Source organism: Rhodococcus sp. 14C212 (assembly GCF_011058195.1).
Taxonomy (GTDB): Bacteria; Actinomycetota; Actinomycetes; order Mycobacteriales; family Mycobacteriaceae; genus Rhodococcus; species Rhodococcus aetherivorans.
On sequence record NZ_JAALEH010000023.1, the window covers coordinates 21,861 to 46,688 of the forward strand.

Here is a 24,828-nt window from a genome sequence, read left to right on the forward strand (position 1 = left end):
TGTTCGCGATATGGACGGAAGGACGCTATGCGTACGAGGCTAGTGGGTCGGCCCCGCCGAATCAATATTCGGAGATGAAACAGTATCGAAATGGTTCGTATCACGGACGTGGGTTCACATAACGCACAACTGCCGCTATCGTAGAGGCATGGACAAAGTCGTTGCCACCGCCGCCGAGGCCGTAGCCGACATCCCGAACGGCGTCACCATCGCCGTGGGCGGATTCGGTCTGGTCGGCGTCCCGGAAATCCTGATCAACGCGCTGCTCGAGCAGGGCGCCACCGACCTCGAGACGGTCAGCAACAACTGCGGCACCGACGGCTTCGGCCTCGGGGTGCTGCTGGAGAAGGGCCGCATCCGCCGCACCATCTCCTCCTACGTCGGCTCCAACAAGGAGTTCGCGCGGCAGTACCTCTCCGGCGAGCTCGAGGTGGAGCTGACCCCGCAGGGCACCCTCGCGGAGCGGTTGCGCGCCGGCGGCGCCGGCATCCCCGCGTTCTTCACCCCCGCAGGTGTCGGCACCCAGGTCGAGGAGGGTGGCCTGCCGCTGCGCTACGACGGCAAGGGCGGAATCGCGGTCGCGTCCCCGCCCAAGGAGACCCGCGAGTTCGACGGCGAGACCTACGTCATGGAACGCGGAATCGTCGCCGACTACGCCCTGGTCCACGCCTGGAAGGGCGACCGGCACGGCAACCTCGTCTACCGCACGAGCGCCCGCAACTTCAACCCGCCCGCCGCCACGTCGGGCCGCATCACCATCGCGCAGGTCGAGCACCTCGTCGAACCCGGCGAGCTCGACCCCAACGAGATCCACACCCCCGGCATCCACGTCCAGCGCGTCGTGCCCGTCGGCCCCGTCACTGTCGGCATCGAGAATCGGACGGTCCGTTCATGACCCAGGCAGCCACCATCCAGAAGCTCACCCGTGAGCAGATGGCCGCGCGCGTGGCCGCGGAACTCTCGGACGGCCAGTACGTCAACCTCGGCATCGGCATGCCGACCCTGGTGCCCAACTACCTCGACCCGGAGGTCGAGGTGATCCTGCACTCGGAGAACGGCGTGCTCGGTGTCGGGCCCTACCCGACCGAGGACGAGCTCGACCCCGAGCTCATCAACGCCGGCAAGGAGACCATCACGGTCATCCCCGGGGCCTCGTTCTTCGACTCGGCGGAGTCCTTCGGCATGATCCGCGGCGGCCAGATCGACGTCGCCGTCCTCGGCGCGATGCAGGTTTCCGCCAAGGGCGACATCGCCAACTGGATGATCCCCGGCGCAATGGTCAAGGGCATGGGCGGCGCGATGGACCTCGTCCACGGCGCCAAGCGCGTCATCGTGATGATGGAGCACGTCACCAAGAAGGGCGAGCCCAAGATCTTCGAGGAGTGCACGCTGCCGCTCACCGGCAAGCGCTGCGTCCAGCGGATCATCACCGATATGGCGGTCATCGACGTCACCGACGAGGGTCTGAAGCTCGTCGAGACCGCGCCCGGCGTGAGTGTCGACGACGTCGTGGCCGCGACCGCCGCGAAGCTCATCGTCTGACCCTCCCTCCCCTGACGGGCCGAATGTCACACGCGTTCGATTTGACTGAACCCGTGTGACATTCGGCCGTCTGCGTTTACGGGGCGACCTCCTCGCGTCGCCACGCGAACGGCGCGAGCGGCGGGTCCAGCTCGGCGTCGGTGAGGCGGTTGGCGAGCGTCGAGAGGGTGAAGGTGCCGACGCCGAGGACCACCTCGAGTGCGTTGCGCGCCGTGAACCCCGCCGCGGTGAACTCGGCCCACCGGTCGTCGGGCACCGCACCGGCCGAATCGAGTACCGCCAGGGTGAACCTCCGCAGGACATCGAGTCGTTCGTCGGCGAGGGCCCGCCCGGTGCGCAGTGCGTCGACGAGGTCCCCGGGTGCGTCCATTCCGGCGAGCTTCGCGCTGTGCAGGGCGACGCACACGTGGCATTCGTTGCGGGTGGCGAGCGTCAGCACCAGCACCTCCCGCTCGATTTCGCCGAGGCTGCTGCGCTCGAACAGTGCGTTGGCGCGGGTGAAGGCCGACAGCAGTTCGGGGGATTCGGCCATGAGCGCGACGGGGGCGGGCACGAATCCGAACTCTCGTCCGATCGCCGACATGATCGGCCGGGCTGCGGACGGCGCGGTCTCGGGGCTGTGGCGGGTGAAGGGGGTGGGCATCGAACCGTCCTCCGTTAAGATAGACAACATGGTTGACGAAACGGTAAACCACATTGTCGAATCGGCGCAAGGCCCCGGCTACGAGCTGCCGCTCCTGCTGTTCGCGGGATTCCGTGGTCTGGTCGACGCTCTGCATCGGCAGCTCGCCGAGGAGGGGCATCCGGACGTGCGCCCCGCGCACGGCTTCGCGATGCAGGCCATCGGAACCGCCGGCGCCTCGGCCAGCGAGATCGGCCGCCGTCTCGGCGTGTCCAAGCAGGCGGCGGGCAAGACGGTGGATCGGCTCGAGCAGCTCGGGTACGTGCGGCGGGAGGCGGATCCGTCCGATGCGCGCGCGAAGACCGTCGTCCTCACCGACCGAGGCCTCGACTGCCTCCGGCGCTCCGCGGCGATCTTCGACGAGCTCCGGGGCCGGTGGGGCCGGACGTTGGGCTCCGAGCGCCTGCGGCAGCTCGAAGCCGATCTGCGCACGGTCGTCGGCGCGGAAGGCTTCCGTCTCGACGCACAGGCCTGGTTCGACCGGTGACCGCCGTGGCGCGGCGATCTGGACAACTCGGTTAATTCCCGTTAACTTCAGGGTCCGTTGTCCCGACCGGACCAGGAGGCCTTGTGAGCACGCGCTTTCCCGCCATGGAACTGAAGGATCTGCCCGAGGACATCGCAGCGCGCGTCCTCGAAGTACAGGAGAAGTCGGGATTCGTGCCCAACGTCTTCCTCACCTTCGCGCGACGTCCCGCCGAGTGGCGGGCCTTCTTCGCGTACCACGACGCGATCATGTTGCGGGAGGACTCCGGCCTGACCAAGGGCGACCGGGAGATGATCGTCACCACGATCTCCGCTGCCAACAACTGCCTGTACTGCGTCGTGGCGCACGGCGCGATCCTGCGGATCTACGAGAAGAAGCCGACGGTGGCCGACCAGGTGGCGGTCAACTACCGGACCGCCGACATCGAGCCGCGGCAGCGCGCGATGCTCGACTTCGCCACCAAGGTCAACGAGCGGGCCTACGACGTCGACGACGCCGACTTCGCGGCCCTGCACGCCCACGGCTTCACCGACGAGGACGCCTGGGACATCGCCGCGATCACCGCGTTCTTCGGCCTGAGCAACAAGATGGCCAGCGTGACCGGGATGATGCCCAATCCCGAGTTCTATCTCATGGGCCGGGTGCCGCGGCAGTAACGTTCAGCCGTCCTCGTCGTCGCGGGGTTCCGGCTCGGGCTTCGTCCTGCCGGTGGGGTCGACGACGAGTTCGTAGCGGCGTCCGTATGTTTCGATCAACGCCTGCAGCACGGCGACGACGGGGACCGACACCAGCGCGCCGATCGCACCGAACAGCGACGCGCCGACGATCACCGAACCGAACGCGACGGCCGGGTGGATCGACACGGTCTTCGACGTGATCCGCGGGTGCAGCACGTAGTTCTCGACCTGCTGATAGGCAGTGCCGAACAGCACCACCCACAGCCCGTCGATCGGCTGGTTGGCCGCGGCGATGATCGCCGGCAGCGCGATCGCGAGATACGTCCCGAGGGTGGGCACGAACTGCGACACGATCCCGGTCCACAGCGCGAGCGGCAGCCAGTACGGCACACCGATCGCCATCAGGAAGATGCCGGTGCCCACGGCGCTGACCGCCCCCAGGATGAGCCGCGAGACGACGTATCCGCCGGCCTTCTCGACGGAGATCTCCCACACCGTCGAGATCACCTGCTGCTGCCGGGCCGGGAACCAGCTCGAGATCGTGCGGCGCATCGCCGGTCCCTCTGCCGACATGTAGAACACGAACAGCAGCATCGTCATGGCCTGGAAGACCACGCCCACCACAGACGACACCACCCCCAGGACCCCGGGGGTGAACCGCTGGACCAGCTCCCGGACGGTCTCCGGGGTCAGGCGGAGGAGGTCCGAACCGGTGGAGAAGTTCGTGTCGAAGACGCGGTTGGCCCATTCGGTGACCGCGGTGAGGGCGTCCGGCAGGGCCTTCAACAGCTGGCCCAGCTGCTCGACGAGCAGGGTGCCGAACACCGCGACGAACCCGATCGCGAAGGCCAGCAGAGAGAAGAGCACCAGGCCGGTGGCGGCGCCGCGCCGCATGCCGACCCGTTCGAGCCAGTCGACGACCGGCTCGAGGGTGATGCTCAGCAACCACGCCAGGAACAGCAGGCCCAGGAAGCCGCGCAGGTTGTGGAACAGCCAACCCGAGAGCTGGTAGGCGGCGACGGCGAGCAGCACGGACAGGATCGCCGGCCGCAGCCAGCGGGGAGCACGCCGGCCGGCGTTCTCACGCTGCGCCGGTCGCCCCGGGTCGTCCTCGCTCATCGCACACTCCGCGGTCGCCCGACTGATCTGTACACAGCGGGAATGTACTCGCCTGCTCGCCGTGGCCCGGAGCGAATGTATCGGTCGCTACCGCTGTCGAGATGAGCGATACATTCGCTCGGCCCACGGGGCCCGCACCGGGCCAACGAAACCGGCCCGGACTCGTGAGAGTCCGGGCCGGTGGTGGTAGCGGGGACAGGATTTGAACCTGCGACCTCTGGGTTATGAGCCCAGCGAGCTACCGAGCTGCTCCACCCCGCGTTGCATCGCCAACTATACACGAGGTCGAGGGTGCTCGCGTTCAGGGTCGTCCGGACGCCCCAGGCTCTCCGCGTAGTAGCCGCGAATGTGGTCGACGATACGAGCGCGGGCCAGCTCGGGATCGCCCGCCCGAACGGCTTCGAGCAGCCCGCGGTGCTCGCAGCGCAGCCGGGTGCACGTCGTGGGCCACGTGGCCAGCGGGGCGCCGGCGAGCACGTAGCTTTCGATCGAGTCGCGCAGGCCCGTCATCATCGCCGCGATCACCTGGTTTCCGGCCGCGTCCGCCATCGCGATGTGGAACCGGGCGTCGAGCACCAGGAATTCGTGTGCGGCGAGCGTCGCGTCGTCCATCGCGTCGAGCAGTTGCTCGGCGTGCGACAGGTCCGGGGTGGGGTCGCTCGCGGCCAGCGCGCGCATCACCTCGGTCTCGAGGACGAGACGGGTCTGCACCACGTCCGACACCGGGAAACTCTGCGCCGCCACCTGCAGGCGCATGAGCATGGACATGCCGCCGGTGGGCCGCGAGACGATCATCGCGCCCGCGGTGGGCCCGGAACCGGTGTGCGCGGTGAGCAGCCCGAGCGCTTCCATCACGCGCAGTGCCTCGCGCACCGACGAGCGGCCCACCCCGAGCTCGGCGGCCAGGACGCGTTCCCCGGGCAGCCGCTGGCCGGGGGCGAGCTGTCCCGAGACCAGTTGCTGCTCGAGATGGTTCAACACGGTCTCCCAGGCGCGGGGCTCGGACTGCGACATGGTGCGAGCCTATTCCGTTTGCCGGTCGCGCCGATCGCGCGGATCCTGGGAGACAGTGATCGTCGTGAGGAGCAGTCATGACCGAACCGATTCCTCCCGAACTCGAACCGTTCGTCGCCGAGAAGGTGGTGCTGCTGCAGACCCGGAAACGGGACGGCAGCTGGGTCGACACCCCCGTGAACATCGCGGTGGGCGGCGATCGCGCCTATTTCCGTACGCCCGGGCGGGCATCGAAGAACAAGCGGTTGAAGAACTTCCCCGAGGTGCGCATCAGTCCGTGCACGTGGCGGGGGCGGGTCACCGGACCCGCGGTCGAGGCCACCGCCCGGCTGCTGTCGGACGCCGAGTCGGTGGCCGCGGCACGCGCGATCGACCGCAAGTATCCCGTGCTCCAGCACTATCTCGTGCGTGCCGCCCACAAGGTCATGCGCACGCCCACACTGCACTACGAGCTGACCGGGCTGCACCCGCCCCGGTAGGACCGGCTCACGGCAGCATCCACGACAGCACCGGAGTGGACTGGAGATACACCAGCACACACAACAGAGCGAGCATCCCGACGCTGTAGCCGACGACCTTGCGCAGCAGCAGCGGCTCGCTCCCCGGCCGGCCGACGGCGGTCGCCGCGATGGTGAGGTTCTGCGGGCTGATGAGCTTGCCGACGACACCGCCGGAGGTGTTCGCCGCGACCAGCAGCGTCGGATCGATACCCGCGGCCTGGCCCGCGGTCTGCTGCAGCCGCGCGAACAGCGCGTTCGCCGAGGTGTCCGAGCCGGTGACGGCGGTACCCAGCCAGCCGAGGATCGGCGACAGCAAGGCGAAGATCGCACCGGTGCCGGCGAGCCACGTACCGATCGCGACGGTCTGCCCGGAGTGGTTCATCACGTACGCCAGGCCGAGCACCGTGGCTACTGTGGCGATGGAAAGCCGCATCTTCCACAGTGTTTCGCCGAACGTGCGGAAGGTGAGCCGGACGGTCATCGGGAACCGCCCGTCGCCGCTGCGCACCGTGTACACGACGCCGACGATGATCCCCGAGAGCAGCAGGAGCGTGCCGGGATTCGACAGCCACGGCAGCGTGTAGATCGCCCCGGTCGACGGATCCCCGCTCGCGGTGAGCAGATTCCCGTACAGCCCGGGCCACTCGATCTTGATGTCGGTGCCCGACAGCCACTTCGGTACGTCGAGGCCGAGGGTCCACAGCTTGGCGATGCCGAACACCACGATGACGAGCAGGTACGGGAACAGGGCCATCGCCGTGCGTACGGCGCCGATCGGTTCGGCCGTGACGTGCGAATGCTGGTCCTCGGGCGTGGTGGGCCGCCAGAACCGCAGCATGAGGACGGCGGCGGCGAGCCCGACGAGGGACGCGACGACGTCGGTGAGTTCGTACGAGAAGTTACTCGAGCACCAGTACTGGGCGAGTGCGAACGCGAAGCCGGTGACCAGCGCGATCGGCCACACCTGCCGGACGCCGCGCCGGCCGTCGACCAGCAGCAGCAACAGCAACGGCACGAACCACGCCAGCACCGGCGTCTGCCGGCCGACGACGGCCGCGATCTCGGTCGAGGGGATGCCGGTGAGGTTGCCGGCGGTGGTGATCGGAATTGCCATGGCGCCGAACGCAACCGGAGCGGTGTTCGCGACCAGCACGGTGACGGCGGCGCGGATCGGGGGCATGCCGATCGCGATGAGCATCGCGCCGGTGATGGCGACCGGTGCGCCGAATCCGGCGAGGGCCTCGAGCATGCCGCCGAAGCAGAAAGCGATGAGCATCGCCTGGATGCGCATGTCGCCGTGACCGATCGAGTTGAACACGTGTCGCAGGTCCTCGAAACGTCCGCTGACGACGGTGAGTTCGTAGAACCAGATCGCGGTCACCACGATCCACATGACCGGGAACAGGCCGAAGGTGATGCCCTGCAGCGCGGACAGGCCGGCCAGCGGCGCCGGCATGCCGAACCCGACGATCGCGACGACCAGGGCGACGGCCAGTGCGCCGAGTCCGGAGTACCAGGCCTTGAGTTTGAGGCCCGCGAGCAGCATGAAGAACGTCAGCAGGGGCGCGAGGCCCAGCAGGGCCGTCGCGGTGAGGTTGTCGGCGACGGCGGTGGTCGACGGTGTGTACGTCACCGCCAGCAGTTCGGTTTCCACATGGAACTCCAGGGTTGCGTCGCGAATCGCGACGGGCTCTGTGGTCAGACCACAGGACCGTACACCATGACCCCGGTCACAATCGAGCCCCCGAAGGAGGTTCGAGAGAAATTCGGATGAGAGGGTGACGCGCCGCACGACCATGGGTTACTGTGGTCTGACCACACACCCGAAGCGGAGATCCACATGCGAATCGCCCTGTTCGCGACGTGCCTCGGGGACACGATGTTCCCCGGCGCCGTCTCGGCCACCGCCCTGCTCCTCACCCGGCTCGGCCACGACGTCGTCTTCCCCGAAAGCCAGACCTGCTGCGGCCAGATGCACGTCAACACCGGCTATCAGCCGGACGCGCTGCCCCTCGTCGAGAACTACGCCGACACCTTCGGCGACCCACGCATCGACGCGATCGTGGCCCCGTCCGGATCCTGTGTCGGCTCCGTCCGGCACCAGCACGAGATCGTCGCCACCCGTTACGGTTCGGACGCCCTGTGTGGCCGCGTCGACACGGTGAAGGCGAAGACGTACGAGCTGTCCGAGTTCCTCGTCGACGTCCTCGGCGTCACCGATGTCGGCGCCTACTTCCCGCACCGGGTCACCTACCACCCCACCTGCCATTCGCTGCGCATGCTGCGCGTCGGCGACAAACCGCTGCAACTGCTGCGGGCGGTCCGCGAGATCGACCTCGTCGAACTGCCCGAGGCCGACTCCTGCTGCGGGTTCGGCGGCACCTTCGCGATCAAGAACGCCGAGACCTCCACCGCGATGCTCGCGGACAAACTGTGCAACATCACCGCGACCGGCGCCGAATACTGCAGCGCCGGCGACTCGTCGTGCCTCATGCACATCGGCGGCGGGCTCTCGCGCCTGCGCACCGGGACCCGCACCATTCACCTCGCGGAGATCCTCGCCTCTGTCGAACCGGCCGTCGCGCCGAAGGGAGTGCCCGCATGACCGTCCTCGGCATGCCCGCCATCCCCCCGCGCGGCACCGGCAACCTGCGCGGCACCGAGAAGTTCCCCGCCGCAGCGCATCACGAGCTCGCGAACACCCAGCTGCGCCGCAACATCGGCAAGGCCACCCACACCATCCGGGCCAAGCGGCTGAACGTGACCGACGAACTGCCCGACTGGCAGCAGCTCCGCGACGCCGGCGCCGCCGTCAAGCGCGACGTGCTCGGCCGGCTGCCGGAACTGCTCATCGAGCTCGAGGCGGCGGTCGTCGCCCGCGGTGGCGTCGTGCACTGGGCGGCCGACGCCGCCGAGGCCAACGCCCTCGTCACCGACCTGGTCCGCAAGACCGGCTCGGACGAGGTCATCAAGGTCAAGTCGATGGCCACGCAGGAAATCGGGCTCAACGAGCATCTCGAGGACCAGGGGATCACGGCCTACGAGACCGACCTCGCCGAACTCATCGTCCAGCTGGGTCACGACAAGCCGTCGCACATCCTCGTCCCCGCGATCCACCGCAACCGCGCCGAGATCCGCGAGATCTTCCTGCGCGAGATGCCCGACGTCGACCCCGATCTCGACGACAACCCGGCACATCTCGCGGCCGCGGCCCGCAGGTTCCTGCGCCGGAAGTTCATGACCGTGCCGGTGGCGGTGTCGGGCGCGAACTTCGGGATCGCCGAGACCGGCACGCTCGCCGTCGTCGAATCCGAGGGCAACGGCCGCATGTGCCTGACCCTGCCGCAGACCCTCATCACGGTGATGGGCATCGAGAAGCTGCTGCCCACCTTCCGGGACCTCGAGGTGTTCCTGCAACTGCTGCCACGCTCGTCGACGGGGGAGCGGATGAACCCGTACACGTCGATGTGGACCGGCGTCACCCCGGGCGACGGACCTCAGGAGTTCCACCTCGTGCTGCTCGACAACGGCCGCACCGCCGCGCTCGCGGACGAGGTGGGACGCGAAGCGCTGCACTGCATCCGGTGCTCGGCGTGCCTGAATGTGTGCCCGGTGTACGAGCGCACCGGTGGGCACGCCTACGGTTCGACGTACCCGGGTCCGATCGGCGCCGTGCTCAGTCCGCAACTCGCCGGCATGGACGCTCCGGGTGACCCCAACGCCACCCTGCCGTTCGCCTCGAGCCTGTGCGGGGCATGTTTCGATGCGTGCCCGGTCAAGATCGACATCCCGTCGCTGCTGGTCGAACTGCGGCACCAGAAGGTCGAGCACGCGCCGTTCGGGGTCGAGGCCGCGGCGATGAAGGCGGCCTCGCTGGCGATGTCGTCGTCGCGCCGGTGGACGGCCGCGCAGAAGGCCGCCGGACTCGGCCGGCTCCTCGCGGGGAGGAAGGGGAAGATCACGGCGCTGCCCGGGCCGCTGGGAGGCTGGACCGAGGCGCGCGACATTCCGGCACCACCGAAACAGACGTTCCGGCAATGGTGGAACTCGGACGAGGGGCGCGCGGCGCTGGCGCAGGCCCGCGAGAAGGGACGACGGCAGTGAGCACCCGGGATGTGATCCTCGGCCGGATCCGCGACGCCCTGACCCTGGCTCCGCCGGTGCCCGTGCAGGTCCCGCGCGACTATCGCACCGGACGCACCCTGCCCGACGCGCAGCGCCGGGAACTGCTCGTGGACCGGCTCGTCGACTACAAGGCGCACGTCCACGAGTGCGCGCCCGGCGACCTGCCCGAGGTGCTCGCACGGGTCCTTGCCGAGCGGGGCGTGCGGCGCGTGGGAGTTCCCGCCGGACTGGATCCCTCGTGGCTGGCGCGGTTCGACGGTGACGTGGTCGTGGACTCCGCCGAGATCCCCGCCCCGGACCTCGGCGCACTCGACGGCGTCGTCACTGCCTCCGCCGTCACCTGCGCCGAGACCGGCACGATCTTCCTCGACGGGAGCCCGGACCAGGGCCGGCGCGCGCTGACCCTGGTGCCGGACCTGCACGTGTGCGTGGTGCCGCTCGCCGATGTCGAGGTCGGGGTCCCGGAGGCACTGGCCCAGCTGGTCCCGGAGCGGCCCGTCACGATGATCAGCGGCCCGTCCGCAACCTCCGACATCGAACTCGAACGAGTCGAGGGCGTGCACGGGCCGCGGACCCTGGACGTGGTGATCGTCGGATGAGCGTGCTGAGCGTGCGTACCCGCCCGGCACGGCCGGTGTGTCCTTCGGGCTGTCCTGGCAGCCCGAAGGACACACCGCCGCGGCCACCACGGTAGGGGAGCTACTGCCAGGGGATCCGGTAGGACTCCCATTCCTGCCCGACCGCGGTCGAGGTACGCGGCGGCTCCGGGAACCACCGGAGCCGCGGATTCGCCTTCAATTCGGCCACCTCCGGCGGAACGGGACGCGCCGTCACCTCGATCTCGGACCACCGGCACTGTCCGGCAGCGACTCTCGACGCATACAGCCGCAACTCGGGGGACGCGTCCCCGGTCGCTGCGAGTTGTTCCATCAACGCATCGTCGACCTCGATGCGCCGATCCCGGTCGGCGCCGGCGAACCGTTGCGCGCGGATCACGGCGGCTTCGAGGTCGGCCACGGCCTGGTGAATTCGCCGCAGTGGACCGGCGAGGTGCGGCGGTAGTTCCCTCATATCGCATCCGCCCACGGGTTCTCACCGACCGAATACGCGCCGGAGGGTTTGTTCACGGGACCGCTCACGTCTGCGACGCCGGCGAGGTCGACGGCCAGCTCCGCCCTGTGCTCGGTGCGCTCGTGTGCCTCGGTCAGCGACGCCAGCTTCTCCTCGACCCGCTCCTTCAGGACGTCCGCCGGCGACGACAGTGCGTCGAGGAATTCCTTCAGTGCGCCGGCGAGCTCGCGGATCCGGCCCACTACATCGTCGACGAATTCCATCGTGCTCCGAACGATTTTGGTGATCGTGACGATCTGTGCGGCCGTACCGACGAACGGAGTCTTCTTCAGCAGGAACTTCAACTTCTGCAACGCGTCGTCGAATGCCACTTCTTCTTCGAGCATCTTCTTCAGCGACCGAACCGCCGTGATGATCCCTTCCCGGATCTTCTCCGCAACCAGGTAGCACGTCTCCTTGATGACGCGTCCGACCGGTCCCTCCCATCGGAGGGCATCGACGATGCGGTCGGCGTAGTCCGTGAACGCCCGGGCGGCCTGCCCGCCCCAGTGGGGGTCCAGGTTCCGGACGACGGCGGCGAGGTTCCCGCCGCTGGTCTCTACCGCCTCCCCGGCGATGCGGTAGGCGTCGCCGAGGCGCTCGAGTTCGTTCCAGTTTCCGCCCAGCGGTTCGACGACCTGCGCGATCGGACTCCACCCGGTCAGCATGCCGATCGCCTCGTCGACATCGCCGAGCCAACCGGCCGCATCCGCGACGACCTGACGGACGTCCTCGGGGAGGGTTTCGGGGGGACCGAGCTCGATCCTGTCCGGACCGCCGTACGGGAAGGTGCCGGGATACGGTCGCGCCGGACCGGCCGCCGGTGTATCGGGATCGCATGTGCCGACCGACTCCGGGAAGAGCATGTTGGCATTGAGCCGTTCGTAATTCCGTCCCTCGGTGTCGTCGTACATCCACGCGCATCGGTTCAGTTCGATGCCGGTCTTCAGGCAGAGATCGGCAACCTGGAAGTATCGAGACCGTGCCGACGGGAGAACCGCCTGGAACCCGGCCCGAATCGTCTGCAACAGCACACCGTCGAAATTGCCGTTCGGCTCACCGTGGACGGCGAGGTACCGGTTCGCCCGCACAACATCGTGTCCGATCTCCTGCACGGCGACGGCAGCGCCGGCGATCCGGCATGTGGTGGCGGAGAATTCCTCGTGCGTCCCGGACATCACGATCTCCTCAGCGACGCGACGAGATCGTCGACAGAGCTGTCGTCGAGCTGTCCGGCCACACCGCGATCCGCCCGGACGACGAAGACCGCGACTTCCGCTGTTGCAAGGCCGGTGGTGGCCACGACGTCCAACCGCGCTGCCGGAGGGTCACATTCGTCGGTGGGAGGAATGTCGGACACCAGCGCCGTGAGCCGGACTGCCGGATTTCCGGAAATCTCGAAATGGACGGGGTCCGAATAGGTGATCGTCGGCAGTCGTCCCTCGTCGGAGTACATCCATTCGACCGCCCGGACCTCGTGAGCAGCGACGGTCAGGAGGTCGCCCGCGGGACGCCCCGTGATCCCCGCCGCGGCCAGCATCGACATGTCGTCCGCCTCGCAGTATTCCTTCCCGAAAGCGGATGCCGAACCGATCACCATCGCTGCACCGTCCCGGCTTCTCCAACCCATGATCGATTCGCCCTGCCCGAACCAGCCGGCTGGAGTGGTGTACGTGAGCCCGAACTTTGTCGGTACCGGTTGCGGTTCCCCTTCGGGAACTTCCGGCGGGAGCGGAGCGCGCTCCATCGACGGGAAGCCCGGGGGAAGTTCGCGTGGTGGTGGTGCGGCAGTGGGCGACTCGGTGCGTGTCGTCGTGATCGGTGGTGGCGGCGCCCAGCCGGAATCCGGAAGCTCCGGCCTCAGCAGGCTCGCTGCTGCCGATATTCCACCGATGGCCAGCACGCCCCCCACATACCACAACGCCACCTTGCCCAGCTGCAGGACAACGACGCCCCATCTCGACATTGTTCGATCCCCCCTATCGACGGCAGAACCATACCAGTTGATGTGTTCCGCATGGGGATTGAACTTTTCTGGACCGCGCGGATCCCCGGATCGTCGTGTGTCCGTTCCCGGCTGTCGGGATGCAACTGTCGGCGACGTGCGCGGTCATCCTGGCAACCGACGGGGTTCGGCAGCGGTTGACCGGCAGACGCGCGGATGTGGTCGAGGGAGGTCATGCGCTGTCCGCGAGGCCGGTCGCCCTCGCCCTCACGTACCGTCGAGACGCCACTGCGCGAGTTGGACAGCGTTCGAGACGCATTCGGTCAGCACGGCCAACCGTTCGGTGGGTCCCTGCGCCGTGAGCACCTGCAGGCGGTCGGCCTCACCCATAGGGACGAACCGTGCCAGCGCGAACAGCCGGGCCCCCGGCTCGTCCGGCAGTTCGGTGATGCTCGGGGGTTCGATCCGGCCGCCCGAGAGGCGGTCGAGCAGACCGTACAGCCGGCCGAGCCCCACGCTCAGGCCGGAGAAGTCCACCGGACCGGACTCCGTGTCCGGCCACGGCTCGACCTCCGCCCGCGGGTACGGGTCGTCCGGAAGCCAGTCGATGATCCGGATGCGTTCCCCGCCTATGCATTCCAGGAAGTAGCGACCGTCGTCGAGCTCGGTGTCCATCACGATCCGCGCGACCGTGCCGACGTCGTGGCGGGTCTCGCCCCCGCCCACCTCGTGGCCTCGCTCGATGAGCACCACGCCGAACCGCGGCCCGTCCGGATCTGCGAGGCAGTCCCGGACCAGCTCGCGATACCTCGGTTCGAACACGTGGAGCGGAAGGGCGTCGCCCGGAAGCAGCGCGGTTCCCAGCGGGAACATCGGGAGCACCGGCATCAGGGCAGCCGCAGCCGCGGTATCGGCGGCGCCGGGATCGGCTCGCCGCGCGCGATCTCCGTCAGCAGGTGTTCCGCCCACGCCGCGAGGCCGTCGATGTCCAGTCCGTGCGGCGGCTCGTCCTCGTAATGCCGGATCCGAGCCTCCCCCTGCCGTAGCAGCGACGCGGCCCCGGCCGGATTGTCCCGCAGGAGGTGCGTCAGCCCCACGGTGAGCTGCGCCAAGCCCTGCCACAGCGTCCGCTCGTCGGCCGGCGCCGACTTCCACGTGCCCTCCAGCACCTCGTGCGCATGGAACGGATACCCGTGGTCGAGCAGCCGCTGCGCCTCGGTGATCGCCTCGTCGGGATCGAGCTGCAGGTCCTCCGGGACCCGTTCGACCCCCTCCTCGCCGTAGGGCAACGGGCGCCCCAGCGCGTCGCGCGGGCGGGCGTTCTGCGGTTTGCCGTCGACGGTTCGATCCCGTTCAGCCATGCACCCAGCGTAAACCGGCAGCGCCGACGCGACCCTGCTTCTCGCGGGCCCCGTCGACCGCGTAGGCCAGCTCGTCGCGCAGCAGCTCCGGGGTGGCCGGGCAGACGTGGGTGTGGTGGCCGGTCCGGAACAGGTACCGCCCGTCGCCCGCGACGTCGAACCAGCCGAGATCGGTGACCGGTGTGAAGTGCAGACCGTCCGGTGAGCACAGCACCCGCACGCTGCCGGTCCCGGACCGCGGATCGGTCAGCAGCCGCCGCAACCGGACGGCCGGGGGCGCCTGCGCGGTCCGGAGCACCTGCGTCGGGTGCGCGAACTCCGCCACTTCCGCGGTGGGTGCCGACAGCGCCGGCGCCGTACCCGGGGGCGCGCCGGGTAGGCACTGCACGATCGCTTCCGCCAGCGTGTACGCCGCGGTCGCCGTCACGACGAGCTCGCCGGCACGGCCCGGTTCCTGCCGCGCCAGAACCGCGGAGTCGTGCCTGATGCATCCCCGCAGCCGCAACTCGGAGCCCTCCGAGACCTGCCCGTACACCTCGACGGCGACCTCCGCGTACCGCATCGTCGCTATCGCCGCGGTGAGCCGCTCGTCGGGATTCGCGCGCCGCCACCGGTGGGCCGCCTCCAGGTTCGCGGCATGCTCGTCCTCCCACAGCGCGGTGGAGCGGTAGCGCAGAGGAAACGGAATCTGGTCGAGTCCCGTCGCGGTCCACAGGGCCAGGAACCGGTCGGGAGTGAGCCGCCACGTCATGCCGGATCGACCCCCAGTACCGGCGGCGCGGTGAGCGGCATCGGACCGATGAGCTCGTTCCCGTTGTCGGCGCCCACCAGATAGCTGGGCACCGTGCGGGCGGCCTCGTCGTCGCGTGCGGAGCGCGCCGGAGCGCCCAGCATGCCCGGGTACATGCCGCCCGGGCGGGCCGACCCGGCGCGGGTGCCGGCGCCCGACGTCGCCGGGTTCGTCGTTCCGTTCGCGACCGGAAGGCCCCCGACGGGTCCGAGCCCACCGGGGGCGGAAGTGCCGGAACCGCCCGGGCCGCCCCCACCGCCGAGGCCTCCGGACGTCGATCCGCCGGGCATGCCCGGAGGTGCACCCGAGCCCGGGTAACGCTCCGGACCCGACGTCGCGCCGGCCGTCGTCGTCGCGGCCGGGGTGGTGGCTGCAGGCTCGGCCCCGCCTCGCGCCGGGCCGCCCGGGTCTGCTTCCCCTTCCGTCGCGGGGGTGCCGCCGGACGGGACATCCGTGACCTGGCCGGCGCCCGTGACCCGCCCGGCGTCGGTGCCGGCCACCGAGTCCGGGGACCCGGCGCCACCGCCCCGGCCGTCTGCGTTGCCCGAGGGGTGGCGCGACAGGTCTGCCCCGACCGGACCGGATCCTGCCGTCGCCTCGTGCGGCGACGGCAGGACCGGAACCGCCGTGCCGGATTCCCGGTAGTGCGGGACGTAGAGCGATTCCATGACGCGTACCGCCTCGGCGTGTGCCGCCTCCGCCGCCCGCGCGAACTCGGCCGTGTCCTGGGGCACCACCACGCCCAACGGCATCGGAATCTGCGCCGGCGGTGGTTGCACGTTGTTCCGCACAGCCGAAGCGACCTCCGATGCCGCAGCGAGTTTGGTCGACACCGCAAGCAGCGCGGCCACGAGTTGCTCGCTCGACCTCGCGAAGGAGCGGGTCGCCGCCACGGCGTGCCGCGCTGCGTCACCATCCCAGCCCTCGGCAATCTTGTTGCAGATCATCTGGGTTCCGAAGATGAAGCCGACGCTCATGTCGGTCGCGATCTTGCGCCAGCTCTCCGCCAGGCTTCGCATCGCGCCCGGGTCCATACTCTGGACGTCTCGATAGATGGCGTCGTGCTCCATGCTGTGGAAGTTCTCGAATGCGGTGGCATAGTCGGGATCGAAGCTGCCTTCGAGCCGTGCCACCAGCCTGGTGTGCCAGTCCGCCAGCGCGCCGACCCGCTCCGGCACCCGATGCTCGAGCAGCGGTTCGAGCATCGCCTCGACCGGATTCTCGTTCTCCGGCACCCTATTCGGTGCTTCCGCTCACGGTCGTGACGTGCTGCGCCCTGCGTCTTCCGGCGCCGTGCGAAACACAAAGTGACGTGTCCATGGAGTCCCCCCGATTCCGTGGTAGTGCGCAGCATCGTAGCGGACCGGGCGATCTTGTGGCGAGTCGCACCGAGGAACGAACGTCATCAGCCATCCGCGCGTTTCCCAGTCATGCGCTCCCCCAATTGTGTTCGCGGACGACTGGCACCCGCGCGGATACAGCACGACTCGTGGAATTCTCCGGGTTCCGGAGTGGTGTGCAGTGGTGGCGGGTGGTTCTACAGGTGCCGCGGGCGTGACGGCGGTGCACGCGCTGATTGCCGCCGCGACGAGGGCGACGATCCATCCGTGAGTGCGCTGCGGTCGTCGCCGCCCTCGTTGGCACGCGACATCGATTGCGTGCGCGGACGACCGACGGCCACGCAAACATTGCCCCCCGCCCATGGACCCCCCGATCCGTCGTGTGGGGACAGATGCTAGCGGACGGCGCCCACGAGCCGGAGGGCGAGATCGGAGTAGAGGTGCGCGATGGCGTGGGGCTCGTTGTAGCGGCCGGAGGGGTACCAGCGGCAGATGTCGACGCACAGCGACATCAGGGCAAGGGTGACGCCCTCGGTGTCGGGGACGGTGAACTCACCCGAGGCGACGCCGGCGTCGACGATGGTGCGGACGACCTGGGTGGTCCGCCGGCGCAGGCCGGTGATGACGCGGTAATGCTCGGGCGTCAGGGCGGTGAGCTCGTACTGGACGACGCGGGCGCGGCGGTGGTGCTCGGCCTGCCACTCGGCGAACCGGCCGATGACGGTGGCGAGCCGGGTGGTGGCGTCCTCGCCGGCGAGGTCGGCGTCGCGCACGACCTCGAGGGCCAGGTCGTGGCCCTCGTAGCTGATCGCGTAGAGCAGCTCCTCCTTGGACCTGTAGTGGGGGTACATCGCGGCCGGGCTCATGTCGAGGCGGGCGGCGATGAGCCTGGTGGTGGTGCCGCCGTAGCCGTTCTCGGCGAACACCTCGACGGCCGCCTCGCGTAGGCGGGCCGCGGCCTTCGATCCGCTGATCACCGCGTCCCTCGATGTGCTCACGTCCTGCTCCCGTTCCTGCTACGGCCCTGGTTGACAAGATAGCGGCCGCGGTTCACTATAAGCGCACGCTTAGAAAATAAGCAGATGCTTACAGATTTGAGGAGCGGTTGATGCGACGCACCCTGTACGGCCCCGATCACGAGGCGTTCCGCGAATCGGCGCGCGAGTTCGTGAACCGGTTCGTCATGCCCCGTGCGGAGGAGCTCATCGAACGTCACGAGATTCCCCGTGACATCTGGATCGAGGCCGGCAAGGCCGGCTTCCTGGGACTCGAGATCCCGGAGCGTTTCGGTGGCATGGAGGCGAACGACTACCGCTTCAACGCCATCCTCGGCGAGGAGTTCGCCCGCGCGAACATGGCGCTGTCGTCGTCGATGGGCATCCACTCGGACATCACCGTCCCCTACATCGTCCACCTGGGCAACGAGGAGCAGCGTGAGCGCTGGCTGCCGCGCTGCGCCACCGGTGAGCTCATCTGCGCCATCGGCATGACCGAGCCTTCCGGCGGCTCCGACCTCGCGAACCTGAAGACCACCGCCGTGCGCGACGGTGACGACTGGATCCTCAACGGCGCCAAGACCTTCATCACCAACGGTTACAACTGCGACCTCGTCGTCGTCGCGGCCCGGACCGACCCCTCGAAGGGCGCGAAGGGCATCTCCCTGTTCGCCGTCGAGCGCGGCATGGAGGGCTTCGAGAACGGCCGCAAGCTGGACAAGGTCGGCCAGCCCGAGGCCGACACCGCGGAGCTGTTCTTCAAGGACGTCCGCGTCCCGCACGCCAACCTCATCGGCGAGGAGGGCATGGGCTTCATCTCGATGATGAAGATGCTGCCGCAGGAGCGACTCGGCTCCGCGGTCAACAACGTGCACCACGCCAAGCACATCCTGCTCGAGACCATCGAGTACGCGAAGGAGCGCAAGGCGTTCGGCCAGGCCATCGGCGCCATGCAGTACAACAAGTTCCTGCTCGCCGAGCTGATCACCAAGATCGAGGTCGCCGAGGCCTACGTCGACCAGGCCGTCGAGGCCCACGCCGACGGCAAGCTCACCGCCGTGGACGCCGCCAAGGCCAAGTGGTGGACCGCGCAGACGCAGTCCGAGGTTCTGGACGCGTGCGTGCAGATCCACGGTGGCTACGGCTTCATGAACGAGTACCGTGTGGCTCGTGCATGGAAGGACGCCCGCGTCACCAAGATCTGGGCCGGCACCAACGAGATCATGAAGGAACTCATCGGCCGCGATCTGGGCCTGTAGAGACTCGAAGCGTCAACACAAAACAAGGAGCACGTGATGCCCGAAGCTGTGATTGTGTCCGCCGCCCGTTCTCCCATCGGGCGGGCGATGAAGGGGTCGCTCAAGACGGTGCGCCCGGACGACCTGGCCACCCAGATGGTCGCCGCCGCCCTGGCGAAGGTGCCGGAGCTGGACCCCGCCCAGATCGACGACCTGATGCTCGGCTGCGGCCAGCCCGCCGGCCAGTCCGGGTTCAACATCGCCCGCGTCGTCGCGGTGCAGCTGGGCTACGACTTCCTGCCCGGCGTGACCGTCAACCGCTACTGCTCGTCGTCGTTGCAGACCACCCGCATGGCGCTGCACGCGATCAAGGCCGGCGAGGGCGAGGTGTTCGTCTCCGCGGGTGTCGAGTCCGTCTCCAGCTTCGTCACCGGCAACGCCGACGGCCTGCCGAACACCAAGAACCCGCTCTTCGCCGACGCCGAGGCCCGCACCGCCACGCTCGCCGAGGGCGGCACCGCGTGGACCGACCCGCGCAGCGAGGCCCTGCTGCCCGACGTGTACATCGCGATGGGTCAGACCGCGGAGAACGTCGCCTCGATGACCGGCATCTCCCGCGAGGACCAGGACCGGTGGGGCGTGCGGTCGCAGAACCGGGCCGAGGAAGCCATCAAGTCCGGCTTCTTCGAGCGCGAGATCAGCCCCGTCACCCTGGCCGACGGCACCGTCGTGACCACCGACGACGGCCCGCGGCCCGGCACCACCTACGAGGCCGTCAGCCAGCTCAAGCCGGTCTTCCGCCCCGACGGCACCATCACCGCGGGCAACGCCTGCCCGCTCAACGACGGCGCCGCGGCCCTGGTGATCATGTCCGACACCAAGGCCAAGGAGCTGGGCCTGACCCCGCTGGCGCGGATCGTCTCGACCGGCGTGTCCGGCCTGTCGCCGGAGATCATGGGTCTGGGCCCGATCGAGGCCGTCAAGAAGGCTCTCGCCCACGCCGGCAAGACCATCTCCGACATCGACCTGTTCGAGATCAACGAGGCGTTCGCCGTGCAGGTGCTCGGCTCCGCCCGGGAGCTCGGCATCGACGAGGACAAGCTCAACGTCTCCGGTGGGGCGATCGCCCTCGGCCACCCGTTCGGCATGACCGGGGCGCGGATCACCGCCACCCTGCTCAACAACCTGCAGACCCACGACAAGCAGTTCGGCGTGGAGACCATGTGCGTCGGTGGCGGCCAGGGCATGGCGATGGTGCTCGAGCGTCTGAGCTGATCGTTCCCTAGGACCGGGAAGACGGATGAGGCGCGGTCGCGGGCCCGAAAGGGCTTGTGACCGCGCTTTTTTCGAAGGAACGATCTTGAACTCGAGCGCGAATTCATCTATACAAGTCGCGTAGGAACCAATTTTCGGAGGAGACTACCCCCATGTCCGTACTCGACAAGTTCCGACTCGACGATCGCGTCGCGATCGTCACCGGCGCGTCCTCCGGCCTCGGCGTCGCCTTCGCCCAGGCCCTCGCCGAGGCCGGAGCCGACGTCGTGCTCGCGGCCCGTCGCGCGGACCGGCTCGAACATACCGCCGAACTCGTCCGTGCGGCAGGTCGCCGCGCGCTGAGCGTCGAGACCGACATCGCCGAGCCCGACCAGGCGCAACGGATGGTCGACGCCGCGGTCGAGCACTTCGGCAAGGTCGACATCCTCATCAACAACGCCGGCATCGGCACGGCCGTCCCGGCCACGAAGGAGACCCCGGAACAGTTCCGGCGCGTCATCGACATCAACCTGAACGGCTCCTATTGGGCCGCGCAGGCCGTCGGGCGCATCATGCAGCCCGGCAGCTCCATCGTCAACATCTCCTCCGTCCTGGGACTCACCACCGCGGGACTGCCGCAGGCCGCGTACGCCGCCAGCAAGGCCGGCGTGATCGGCCTGACCCGGGACCTGGCCCAGCAGTGGGGGGCACGCAAGGGCATCCGCGTCAATGCCATCGCGCCGGGATTCTTCAAGACCGAGATGACCGACGAGTACCAGCCCGGCTACCTCGACAGCATGAAGCCGCGAATCGTCCTGGGCCGTACCGGTGATCCCGCGGAGATCGCCGCCACCGCCGTGTGGCTCACCTCGGAGGCCGCCGGTTACGTCACCGGCCAGACGATTGCGGTCGACGGCGGCCTGACCATCAACTGAAGTTTCCAACCACAACAGCACGGAGGTAAGCAGTGAGCGAAACAGTCACCCGCACCGCCATCGTCACCGGGGCCGCGCGCGGCATCGGGGCCGCAGTCGCCAAGCGGCTGGCGCAGGACGGATTCCAGGTCGCGGTCCTGGACCTCGACGAGTCCGCATGCGGCGACACCGTCTCGGCCATCGAGGCCGCCGGCGGCAAGGCCCTCGCGGTGGGCGCGAACGTCGCCGACGAGCAGTCCGTCGCAGCGGCCGTGGAGAAGGTCGCGAACGAGCTGGGCGATCCCACGGTGCTGATCAACAACGCCGGCATCACCCGCGACAACCTGCTGTTCAAGATGACCGTCGACGACTGGGACGCCGTGATGAACGTGCACCTGCGGGGTGCGTTCCTCATGTCCCGGGCGACGCAGAAGTACATGGTGGAGGCCAAGTTCGGCCGCATCGTCAACCTGTCGAGCACCTCCGCGCTGGGCAACCGCGGTCAGGTCAACTACTCCGCCGCCAAGGCCGGCATGCAGGGCTTCACCAAGACCCTCGCGATCGAGCTCGGCAAGTACGGCGTCACCGCCAACGCGATCGCCCCCGGCTTCATCGAGACCGAGATGACCGCTGCGACGGCCGAGCGCGTCGGCATGTCGTTCGAGGACTTCAAGGCCGCCGCGGCCTCGCAGATCCCCGTCGCCCGCACCGGAAAGCCCGACGACATCGCGCACACCGCCTCGTTCCTCGCGAGCGAGGGTGCGGGATTCGTGTCGGGTCAGGTCATCTACGTCGCCGGCGGTCCGAAGGACTGACGGCGGGGACCGATCCACGACGACGCCGTGCGTCCTCCCCCCTGCGGGAGGACGCACGGCGTCGTCGTCTGTGCGGTCGGTTACAGCTGCCGGGCCGTCTGCCGGCGGTGCAGAAGCCAGCACGCGCCCGCGATCGCGGCGGTGAGCGCGCCCGTCGCGACGAGCTGGGTGCGGGCGGCCGCGTCGAACAGTGCGAGCACGGCGATGCCGGCGAGCAGGCCGAGCGTCGCATACGACAGGTACGGGAAGCCCCACATCTTCAGCGGCAGGGCGTCTTCGGTCCCGTCGCGACGGGCCCGCCGGCGCAGCACGAGGTGCGAGACCGCCACGAACGTCCACAGCACGAGGATGGTCGAGCCCACCGCGTTGAGCAGCAGCGGCAACACCTTGTCGGGACGCACGTAGTTGAGTGCGACGGTGACGAATCCGAATGCGACCGAGGCGAGGACCGCGTTGCGGGGCACTCCGTTGGCGGCCACCCGGCCGAACGCCGGGTAGGCCGAACCGCGTTGCGAGAGCGAGTAGATCATCCGCGAGGCGCTGAAGAGCATCGCGTTGAGCGAGGACAGCAGCGCCACCACCACGATCACGGTCATCACGGCGGCCGCCCCCGGCACCGCGCCGGCGTTCAGCACCGCGACGAACGGGCCCGTGACGAGATCCTCGGACGTCCACGGCAGCACCGTCACCATGATCAGGACCGAGCCGATGTAGAAGACCAGGATTCGCCAGATCAGCGTGCGCACCGCGCGGCCGACGTTGCGACGCGGGTCGGAGGTCTCGGCGGCCGCGATGGCGATGATCTCGGTGCCGCCGAACGCGAACACCACGATGAGCAGGCCCGCGGCGATACCGGCGATACCGGTGGGCGCGAAGCCGCCGTGCGCGGTGAGGTTCGCGAACCCGGTGCTGTCGAAGGCGGGCACCCACCCGGCGATCATCGCGACGCCGATCACCAGGAAGGCGACGATGGCGACGATCTTCAGTGCCGCGAACCAGAATTCGACCTCGCCGAACCGGCGCACCCCGACGAGGTTCACGCCGGTGAGCACCACCATGAAGAACAGGGCCGCCGCCCATTGCGGGATCCCGGGAATCGAGGCGGCGGTGATGGCGGCGGCGCCGGTCGCCTCCGCCGCGATCACGATGACCACCTGGATCCAGTACAGCCAGCCGATGGTGCGGCCGGCGACGGAACCGAGGGCGTTCTCCGCGTGCACGGAGAAGGCGCCGCTCGCGGGGTTCGCGGCCGCCATCTCGCCCATCATCCGCATGATGAGGACGACGAGAGCCGCGGCGGCGAGGAACGAGACGAGGATCGCCGGGCCCGCGACGGCGATGCCGGCGCCGGAGCCGACGAACAGCCCCGCGCCGATCGCGCCGCCGAGGCTCATCATCACCAGCTGCCGCGGCCGCATCGCCTGGTGCAGCATCGCCCGCGGCGCGGGCTCGGTGGTGGTGGCCGGCGTGGTGGCCAGGGTGTCAGTCATCGATGCGCTCCCCGGCCGGCACCAGCTGGTCGAGGGCGATCTCGAACGCGGTGGCCGCGACGCCCGTATGGTCGGCGCAGCGGTCGTGGCAGCGCTGCAGCGCACCCGCGACGGTGTCCGAGACGTCGCCGAAGATCGCCGCGTCCGAGACCTCCACGTCACCCTCCATGAGCTGGGCGAAGGCGCGGGCCATGCCGCTGTTGGCGATGAAGTCGGGGATCACGGAGACGGACTTGTCCGCGTGCTCGTAGGTGGGGCCGTAGAAGATCTCGTCGTCGGCGAACGGCACGTTGGCTCCGCTGGCGATCACCTCGAGGCCGGCCGCGACCATACGGTCGACCTGTTCGCGGGTGACCAGGCGGGAGGCCGCGCACGGGAGGAAGATCTCGGCGCCGAGGTCCCAGATCGCGTCGTGCACCTCGGTGAAGGGACGCATCCGGTCGCTGCGGAGCGCGTTGCCGTCCTTGGTCAGCAGCAGCGTGCGCACCTCGTCGAAGTCGAGACCGGCCGTGTCGAGGATGCCGCCGTCGCGGTCGATGATGCCGACCACGCGAGCCCCGGCCTGCGCCAGGTAGTAGGCCGCGGCCGCGCCGACGTTGCCCCAGCCCTGGACGATGACCCGCTTACCCCCGAGCTCCCGATTGCCGGCGGGGTCGCCGTAGATGCGGTAGTGGTGGCGCACCGACTCGGCGACGCCCCAGCCCGTGATCAGATCGGCCACCGTGTACTTCGCATCCGGCGCCGGGGTGAACCGGGTGTCCTCGACGACCTTCGCGACGCCGAGCCGCAGCTGCCCGACCCGCTGGACGCGTTCGCGGTCGTCCGCCGCGAAGTGCCCGTTGACGACGCCCTCCTGCGGATGCCACAGCCCGTTGCTCTCGGTGAGCGGCACGACCTCGGTCATCTCGTCGACGTTCAGGTCGCCGCCGGTGCCGTAGTAGGCGCGCAGCAGCGGCGCGACCGCCCGGAACCAGCGCCGCAGCACGCCGTCCTTGCGCGGGTCGGAGGGGTCGAAGTCGATGCCGGACTTGGCGCCGCCGATGGCCGGACCGGAGACGGTGAACTTGACTTCCATCGTCTTCGCCAGCGACTCGACCTCGCGGCGGTCGAGGCCGCGGCGCATCCGCGTGCCGCCACCGGCAGCGCCGCCGCGCAGCGAGTTGATGACGACCCAGCCGCGGGCGGTGGTCTCGGTGTCGTGCCACTCGAAGACGATCTCGGGGGCCTTGTCCTCGAAACGGGTCAGCAGGTTCTTCATGTCTTCTCTCGGGTGTCGGGACGGTGCGATGCCCGGGGAGCGGGCGAATGAAGAAGACTGTGACCGTGGTTACAAAGGAGGCGCAAGTGCGGCCTGTGCTACTGGTCAGGCTGAAGAGCTGTAGCGCAGCCGCTCGTTGTTTTTCTGTGCAGGGTGCAGAGTTGTTTCGACG

At 69.0% G+C, this 24,828-nt stretch carries 26 protein-coding genes and 1 tRNA gene; 12 read left to right on the top strand and 15 right to left on the bottom strand.

Annotated features, from left to right (window positions below; all coding sequences use genetic code 11):
- The first annotated feature begins 148 nt into the window (after positions 1–148).
- Positions 149–895, top strand: a complete 747-nt coding sequence (locus G6038_RS12775; protein ID WP_165038174.1) for a CoA transferase subunit A — start codon at positions 149–151, stop codon at positions 893–895.
- A complete protein-coding gene (locus G6038_RS12780) occupies positions 892–1,542 on the top strand; it encodes a CoA transferase subunit B (RefSeq protein WP_165038176.1) in 651 nt (216 codons plus the stop codon). The genes G6038_RS12775 and G6038_RS12780 overlap by 4 nt, the downstream gene beginning before the upstream one ends.
- A gap of 76 nt (positions 1,543–1,618) precedes the next feature.
- On the opposite strand, the gene G6038_RS12785 is transcribed toward G6038_RS12780, so the two are convergent.
- Positions 1,619–2,185: a carboxymuconolactone decarboxylase family protein gene (locus G6038_RS12785; RefSeq protein ID WP_240918462.1), complete on the bottom strand. Its 567-nt coding sequence runs from the start codon at positions 2,183–2,185 to the stop codon at positions 1,619–1,621.
- On the opposite strand from G6038_RS12785, the gene G6038_RS12790 reads away from it, so the two are divergent.
- Both G6038_RS12790 and G6038_RS12795 read left to right on the top strand, forming a co-directional pair.
- Positions 2,178–2,711 (top strand): MarR family transcriptional regulator, encoded by a 534-nt coding sequence (locus G6038_RS12790; RefSeq protein WP_346772812.1) that lies wholly within the window; start codon positions 2,178–2,180, stop codon positions 2,709–2,711. The genes G6038_RS12785 and G6038_RS12790 overlap by 8 nt on opposite strands.
- Positions 2,712–2,815: 104 nt before the next feature.
- Entirely contained in the window at positions 2,816–3,367 is a 552-nt protein-coding gene (locus tag G6038_RS12795) for a peroxidase-related enzyme (RefSeq protein WP_165038264.1), read from the top strand.
- A gap of 3 nt (positions 3,368–3,370) precedes the next feature.
- On the opposite strand, the gene G6038_RS12800 is transcribed toward G6038_RS12795, so the two are convergent.
- The 3 genes from G6038_RS12800 to G6038_RS12810 form a co-directional block, all read right to left on the bottom strand.
- Positions 3,371–4,507 carry an AI-2E family transporter gene (locus G6038_RS12800; protein ID WP_165038177.1) on the bottom strand — a complete coding sequence of 379 codons (1,137 nt, stop codon included), beginning with the start codon at positions 4,505–4,507 and terminating at the stop codon, positions 3,371–3,373.
- Positions 4,508–4,691: 184 nt separating this feature from the next.
- Positions 4,692–4,768: transfer RNA gene (locus tag G6038_RS12805), tRNA-Met, on the bottom strand.
- Between the two features lie 12 nt (positions 4,769–4,780).
- Positions 4,781–5,521, bottom strand: coding sequence for an FCD domain-containing protein (locus tag G6038_RS12810; RefSeq protein WP_165038179.1), 741 nt, complete (start codon positions 5,519–5,521; stop codon positions 4,781–4,783).
- A 77-nt stretch (positions 5,522–5,598) separates the two neighbouring features.
- Between G6038_RS12810 and G6038_RS12815 the strand changes: the two genes are divergently transcribed.
- The gene (locus G6038_RS12815; RefSeq protein ID WP_165038181.1) at positions 5,599–6,000 is read left to right on the top strand and encodes a PPOX class F420-dependent oxidoreductase; all 402 of its coding nucleotides are present in this window, start codon (positions 5,599–5,601) and stop codon (positions 5,998–6,000) included.
- A 7-nt stretch (positions 6,001–6,007) separates the two neighbouring features.
- On the opposite strand, the gene G6038_RS12820 is transcribed toward G6038_RS12815, so the two are convergent.
- Positions 6,008–7,675: an L-lactate permease gene (locus G6038_RS12820; RefSeq protein ID WP_165038183.1), complete on the bottom strand. Its 1,668-nt coding sequence runs from the start codon at positions 7,673–7,675 to the stop codon at positions 6,008–6,010.
- A gap of 186 nt (positions 7,676–7,861) precedes the next feature.
- Between G6038_RS12820 and G6038_RS12825 the strand changes: the two genes are divergently transcribed.
- Genes G6038_RS12825 through G6038_RS12835 form a run of 3 tightly spaced genes read left to right on the top strand, consistent with a single transcriptional unit; the run spans position 7,862 to position 10,745 of the window.
- The gene (locus tag G6038_RS12825) at positions 7,862–8,626 is read left to right on the top strand and encodes a (Fe-S)-binding protein (RefSeq protein ID WP_165038185.1); all 765 of its coding nucleotides are present in this window, start codon (positions 7,862–7,864) and stop codon (positions 8,624–8,626) included.
- Positions 8,623–10,125: a LutB/LldF family L-lactate oxidation iron-sulfur protein gene (locus G6038_RS12830; RefSeq protein WP_165038186.1), complete on the top strand. Its 1,503-nt coding sequence runs from the start codon at positions 8,623–8,625 to the stop codon at positions 10,123–10,125. The genes G6038_RS12825 and G6038_RS12830 overlap by 4 nt, the downstream gene beginning before the upstream one ends.
- Positions 10,122–10,745, top strand: a complete 624-nt coding sequence (locus tag G6038_RS12835) for an LUD domain-containing protein (RefSeq protein ID WP_165038187.1) — start codon at positions 10,122–10,124, stop codon at positions 10,743–10,745. The genes G6038_RS12830 and G6038_RS12835 overlap by 4 nt, the downstream gene beginning before the upstream one ends.
- Positions 10,746–10,845: 100 nt before the next feature.
- Here the strand turns inward: G6038_RS12835 and G6038_RS12840 are convergent, their stop codons facing one another.
- From G6038_RS12840 to G6038_RS12875, 8 genes are all read right to left on the bottom strand, one after another.
- Entirely contained in the window at positions 10,846–11,163 is a 318-nt protein-coding gene (locus G6038_RS12840) for a hypothetical protein (RefSeq protein WP_346772813.1), read from the bottom strand.
- A gap of 50 nt (positions 11,164–11,213) precedes the next feature.
- Positions 11,214–12,434 carry a hypothetical protein gene (locus tag G6038_RS12845; RefSeq protein WP_165038191.1) on the bottom strand — a complete coding sequence of 407 codons (1,221 nt, stop codon included), beginning with the start codon at positions 12,432–12,434 and terminating at the stop codon, positions 11,214–11,216.
- Positions 12,434–12,856, bottom strand: coding sequence for a hypothetical protein (locus G6038_RS12850; RefSeq protein ID WP_165038192.1), 423 nt, complete (start codon positions 12,854–12,856; stop codon positions 12,434–12,436). The genes G6038_RS12845 and G6038_RS12850 overlap by 1 nt, the downstream gene beginning before the upstream one ends.
- Before the next feature lie 612 nt (positions 12,857–13,468).
- Positions 13,469–14,089 (bottom strand): LON peptidase substrate-binding domain-containing protein, encoded by a 621-nt coding sequence (locus G6038_RS12855; protein WP_165038193.1) that lies wholly within the window; start codon positions 14,087–14,089, stop codon positions 13,469–13,471.
- On the bottom strand, positions 14,089–14,562 hold the full coding sequence (locus G6038_RS12860; RefSeq protein ID WP_165038195.1) for a DUF309 domain-containing protein: 474 nt from the start codon (positions 14,560–14,562) through the stop codon (positions 14,089–14,091). The genes G6038_RS12855 and G6038_RS12860 overlap by 1 nt, the downstream gene beginning before the upstream one ends.
- Entirely contained in the window at positions 14,555–15,313 is a 759-nt protein-coding gene (locus G6038_RS12865; RefSeq protein WP_165038196.1) for an ESX secretion-associated protein EspG, read from the bottom strand. The genes G6038_RS12860 and G6038_RS12865 overlap by 8 nt, the downstream gene beginning before the upstream one ends.
- Positions 15,310–16,587: a WXG100 family type VII secretion target gene (locus G6038_RS12870; RefSeq protein WP_165038198.1), complete on the bottom strand. Its 1,278-nt coding sequence runs from the start codon at positions 16,585–16,587 to the stop codon at positions 15,310–15,312. The genes G6038_RS12865 and G6038_RS12870 overlap by 4 nt, the downstream gene beginning before the upstream one ends.
- Before the next feature lie 500 nt (positions 16,588–17,087).
- The gene (locus tag G6038_RS12875; RefSeq protein WP_165038199.1) at positions 17,088–17,690 is read right to left on the bottom strand and encodes a TetR family transcriptional regulator; all 603 of its coding nucleotides are present in this window, start codon (positions 17,688–17,690) and stop codon (positions 17,088–17,090) included.
- Positions 17,691–17,800: 110 nt separating this feature from the next.
- Here G6038_RS12875 and G6038_RS12880 point away from each other — a divergent pair, with 110 nt between their 5' ends.
- The 4 genes from G6038_RS12880 to fabG all read left to right on the top strand — a co-directional run bounded on the left by G6038_RS12880 (position 17,801) and on the right by fabG (position 21,908).
- Entirely contained in the window at positions 17,801–18,946 is a 1,146-nt protein-coding gene (locus G6038_RS12880) for an acyl-CoA dehydrogenase family protein (protein WP_165038201.1), read from the top strand.
- A gap of 36 nt (positions 18,947–18,982) precedes the next feature.
- A complete protein-coding gene (locus G6038_RS12885; RefSeq protein ID WP_165038203.1) occupies positions 18,983–20,200 on the top strand; it encodes an acetyl-CoA C-acetyltransferase in 1,218 nt (405 codons plus the stop codon).
- 152 nt (positions 20,201–20,352) lie between these two features.
- Positions 20,353–21,114 (top strand): 3-oxoacyl-ACP reductase family protein, encoded by a 762-nt coding sequence (locus G6038_RS12890; protein ID WP_165038204.1) that lies wholly within the window; start codon positions 20,353–20,355, stop codon positions 21,112–21,114.
- A 32-nt stretch (positions 21,115–21,146) separates the two neighbouring features.
- The gene (gene fabG, locus G6038_RS12895; RefSeq protein WP_029546459.1) at positions 21,147–21,908 is read left to right on the top strand and encodes a 3-oxoacyl-ACP reductase FabG; all 762 of its coding nucleotides are present in this window, start codon (positions 21,147–21,149) and stop codon (positions 21,906–21,908) included.
- Positions 21,909–21,988: 80 nt separating this feature from the next.
- Here fabG and G6038_RS12900 read toward each other — a convergent pair whose 3' ends face one another.
- Together G6038_RS12900 and G6038_RS12905 are read right to left on the bottom strand one after the other, a co-directional pair.
- Complete coding sequence (locus G6038_RS12900; RefSeq protein WP_165038206.1) at positions 21,989–23,398, bottom strand: amino acid permease; 1,410 nt, start codon at positions 23,396–23,398, stop codon at positions 21,989–21,991.
- Positions 23,391–24,656 (bottom strand): Glu/Leu/Phe/Val dehydrogenase dimerization domain-containing protein, encoded by a 1,266-nt coding sequence (locus G6038_RS12905; RefSeq protein ID WP_165038208.1) that lies wholly within the window; start codon positions 24,654–24,656, stop codon positions 23,391–23,393. The genes G6038_RS12900 and G6038_RS12905 overlap by 8 nt, the downstream gene beginning before the upstream one ends.
- Positions 24,657–24,828 lie beyond the last annotated feature (172 nt).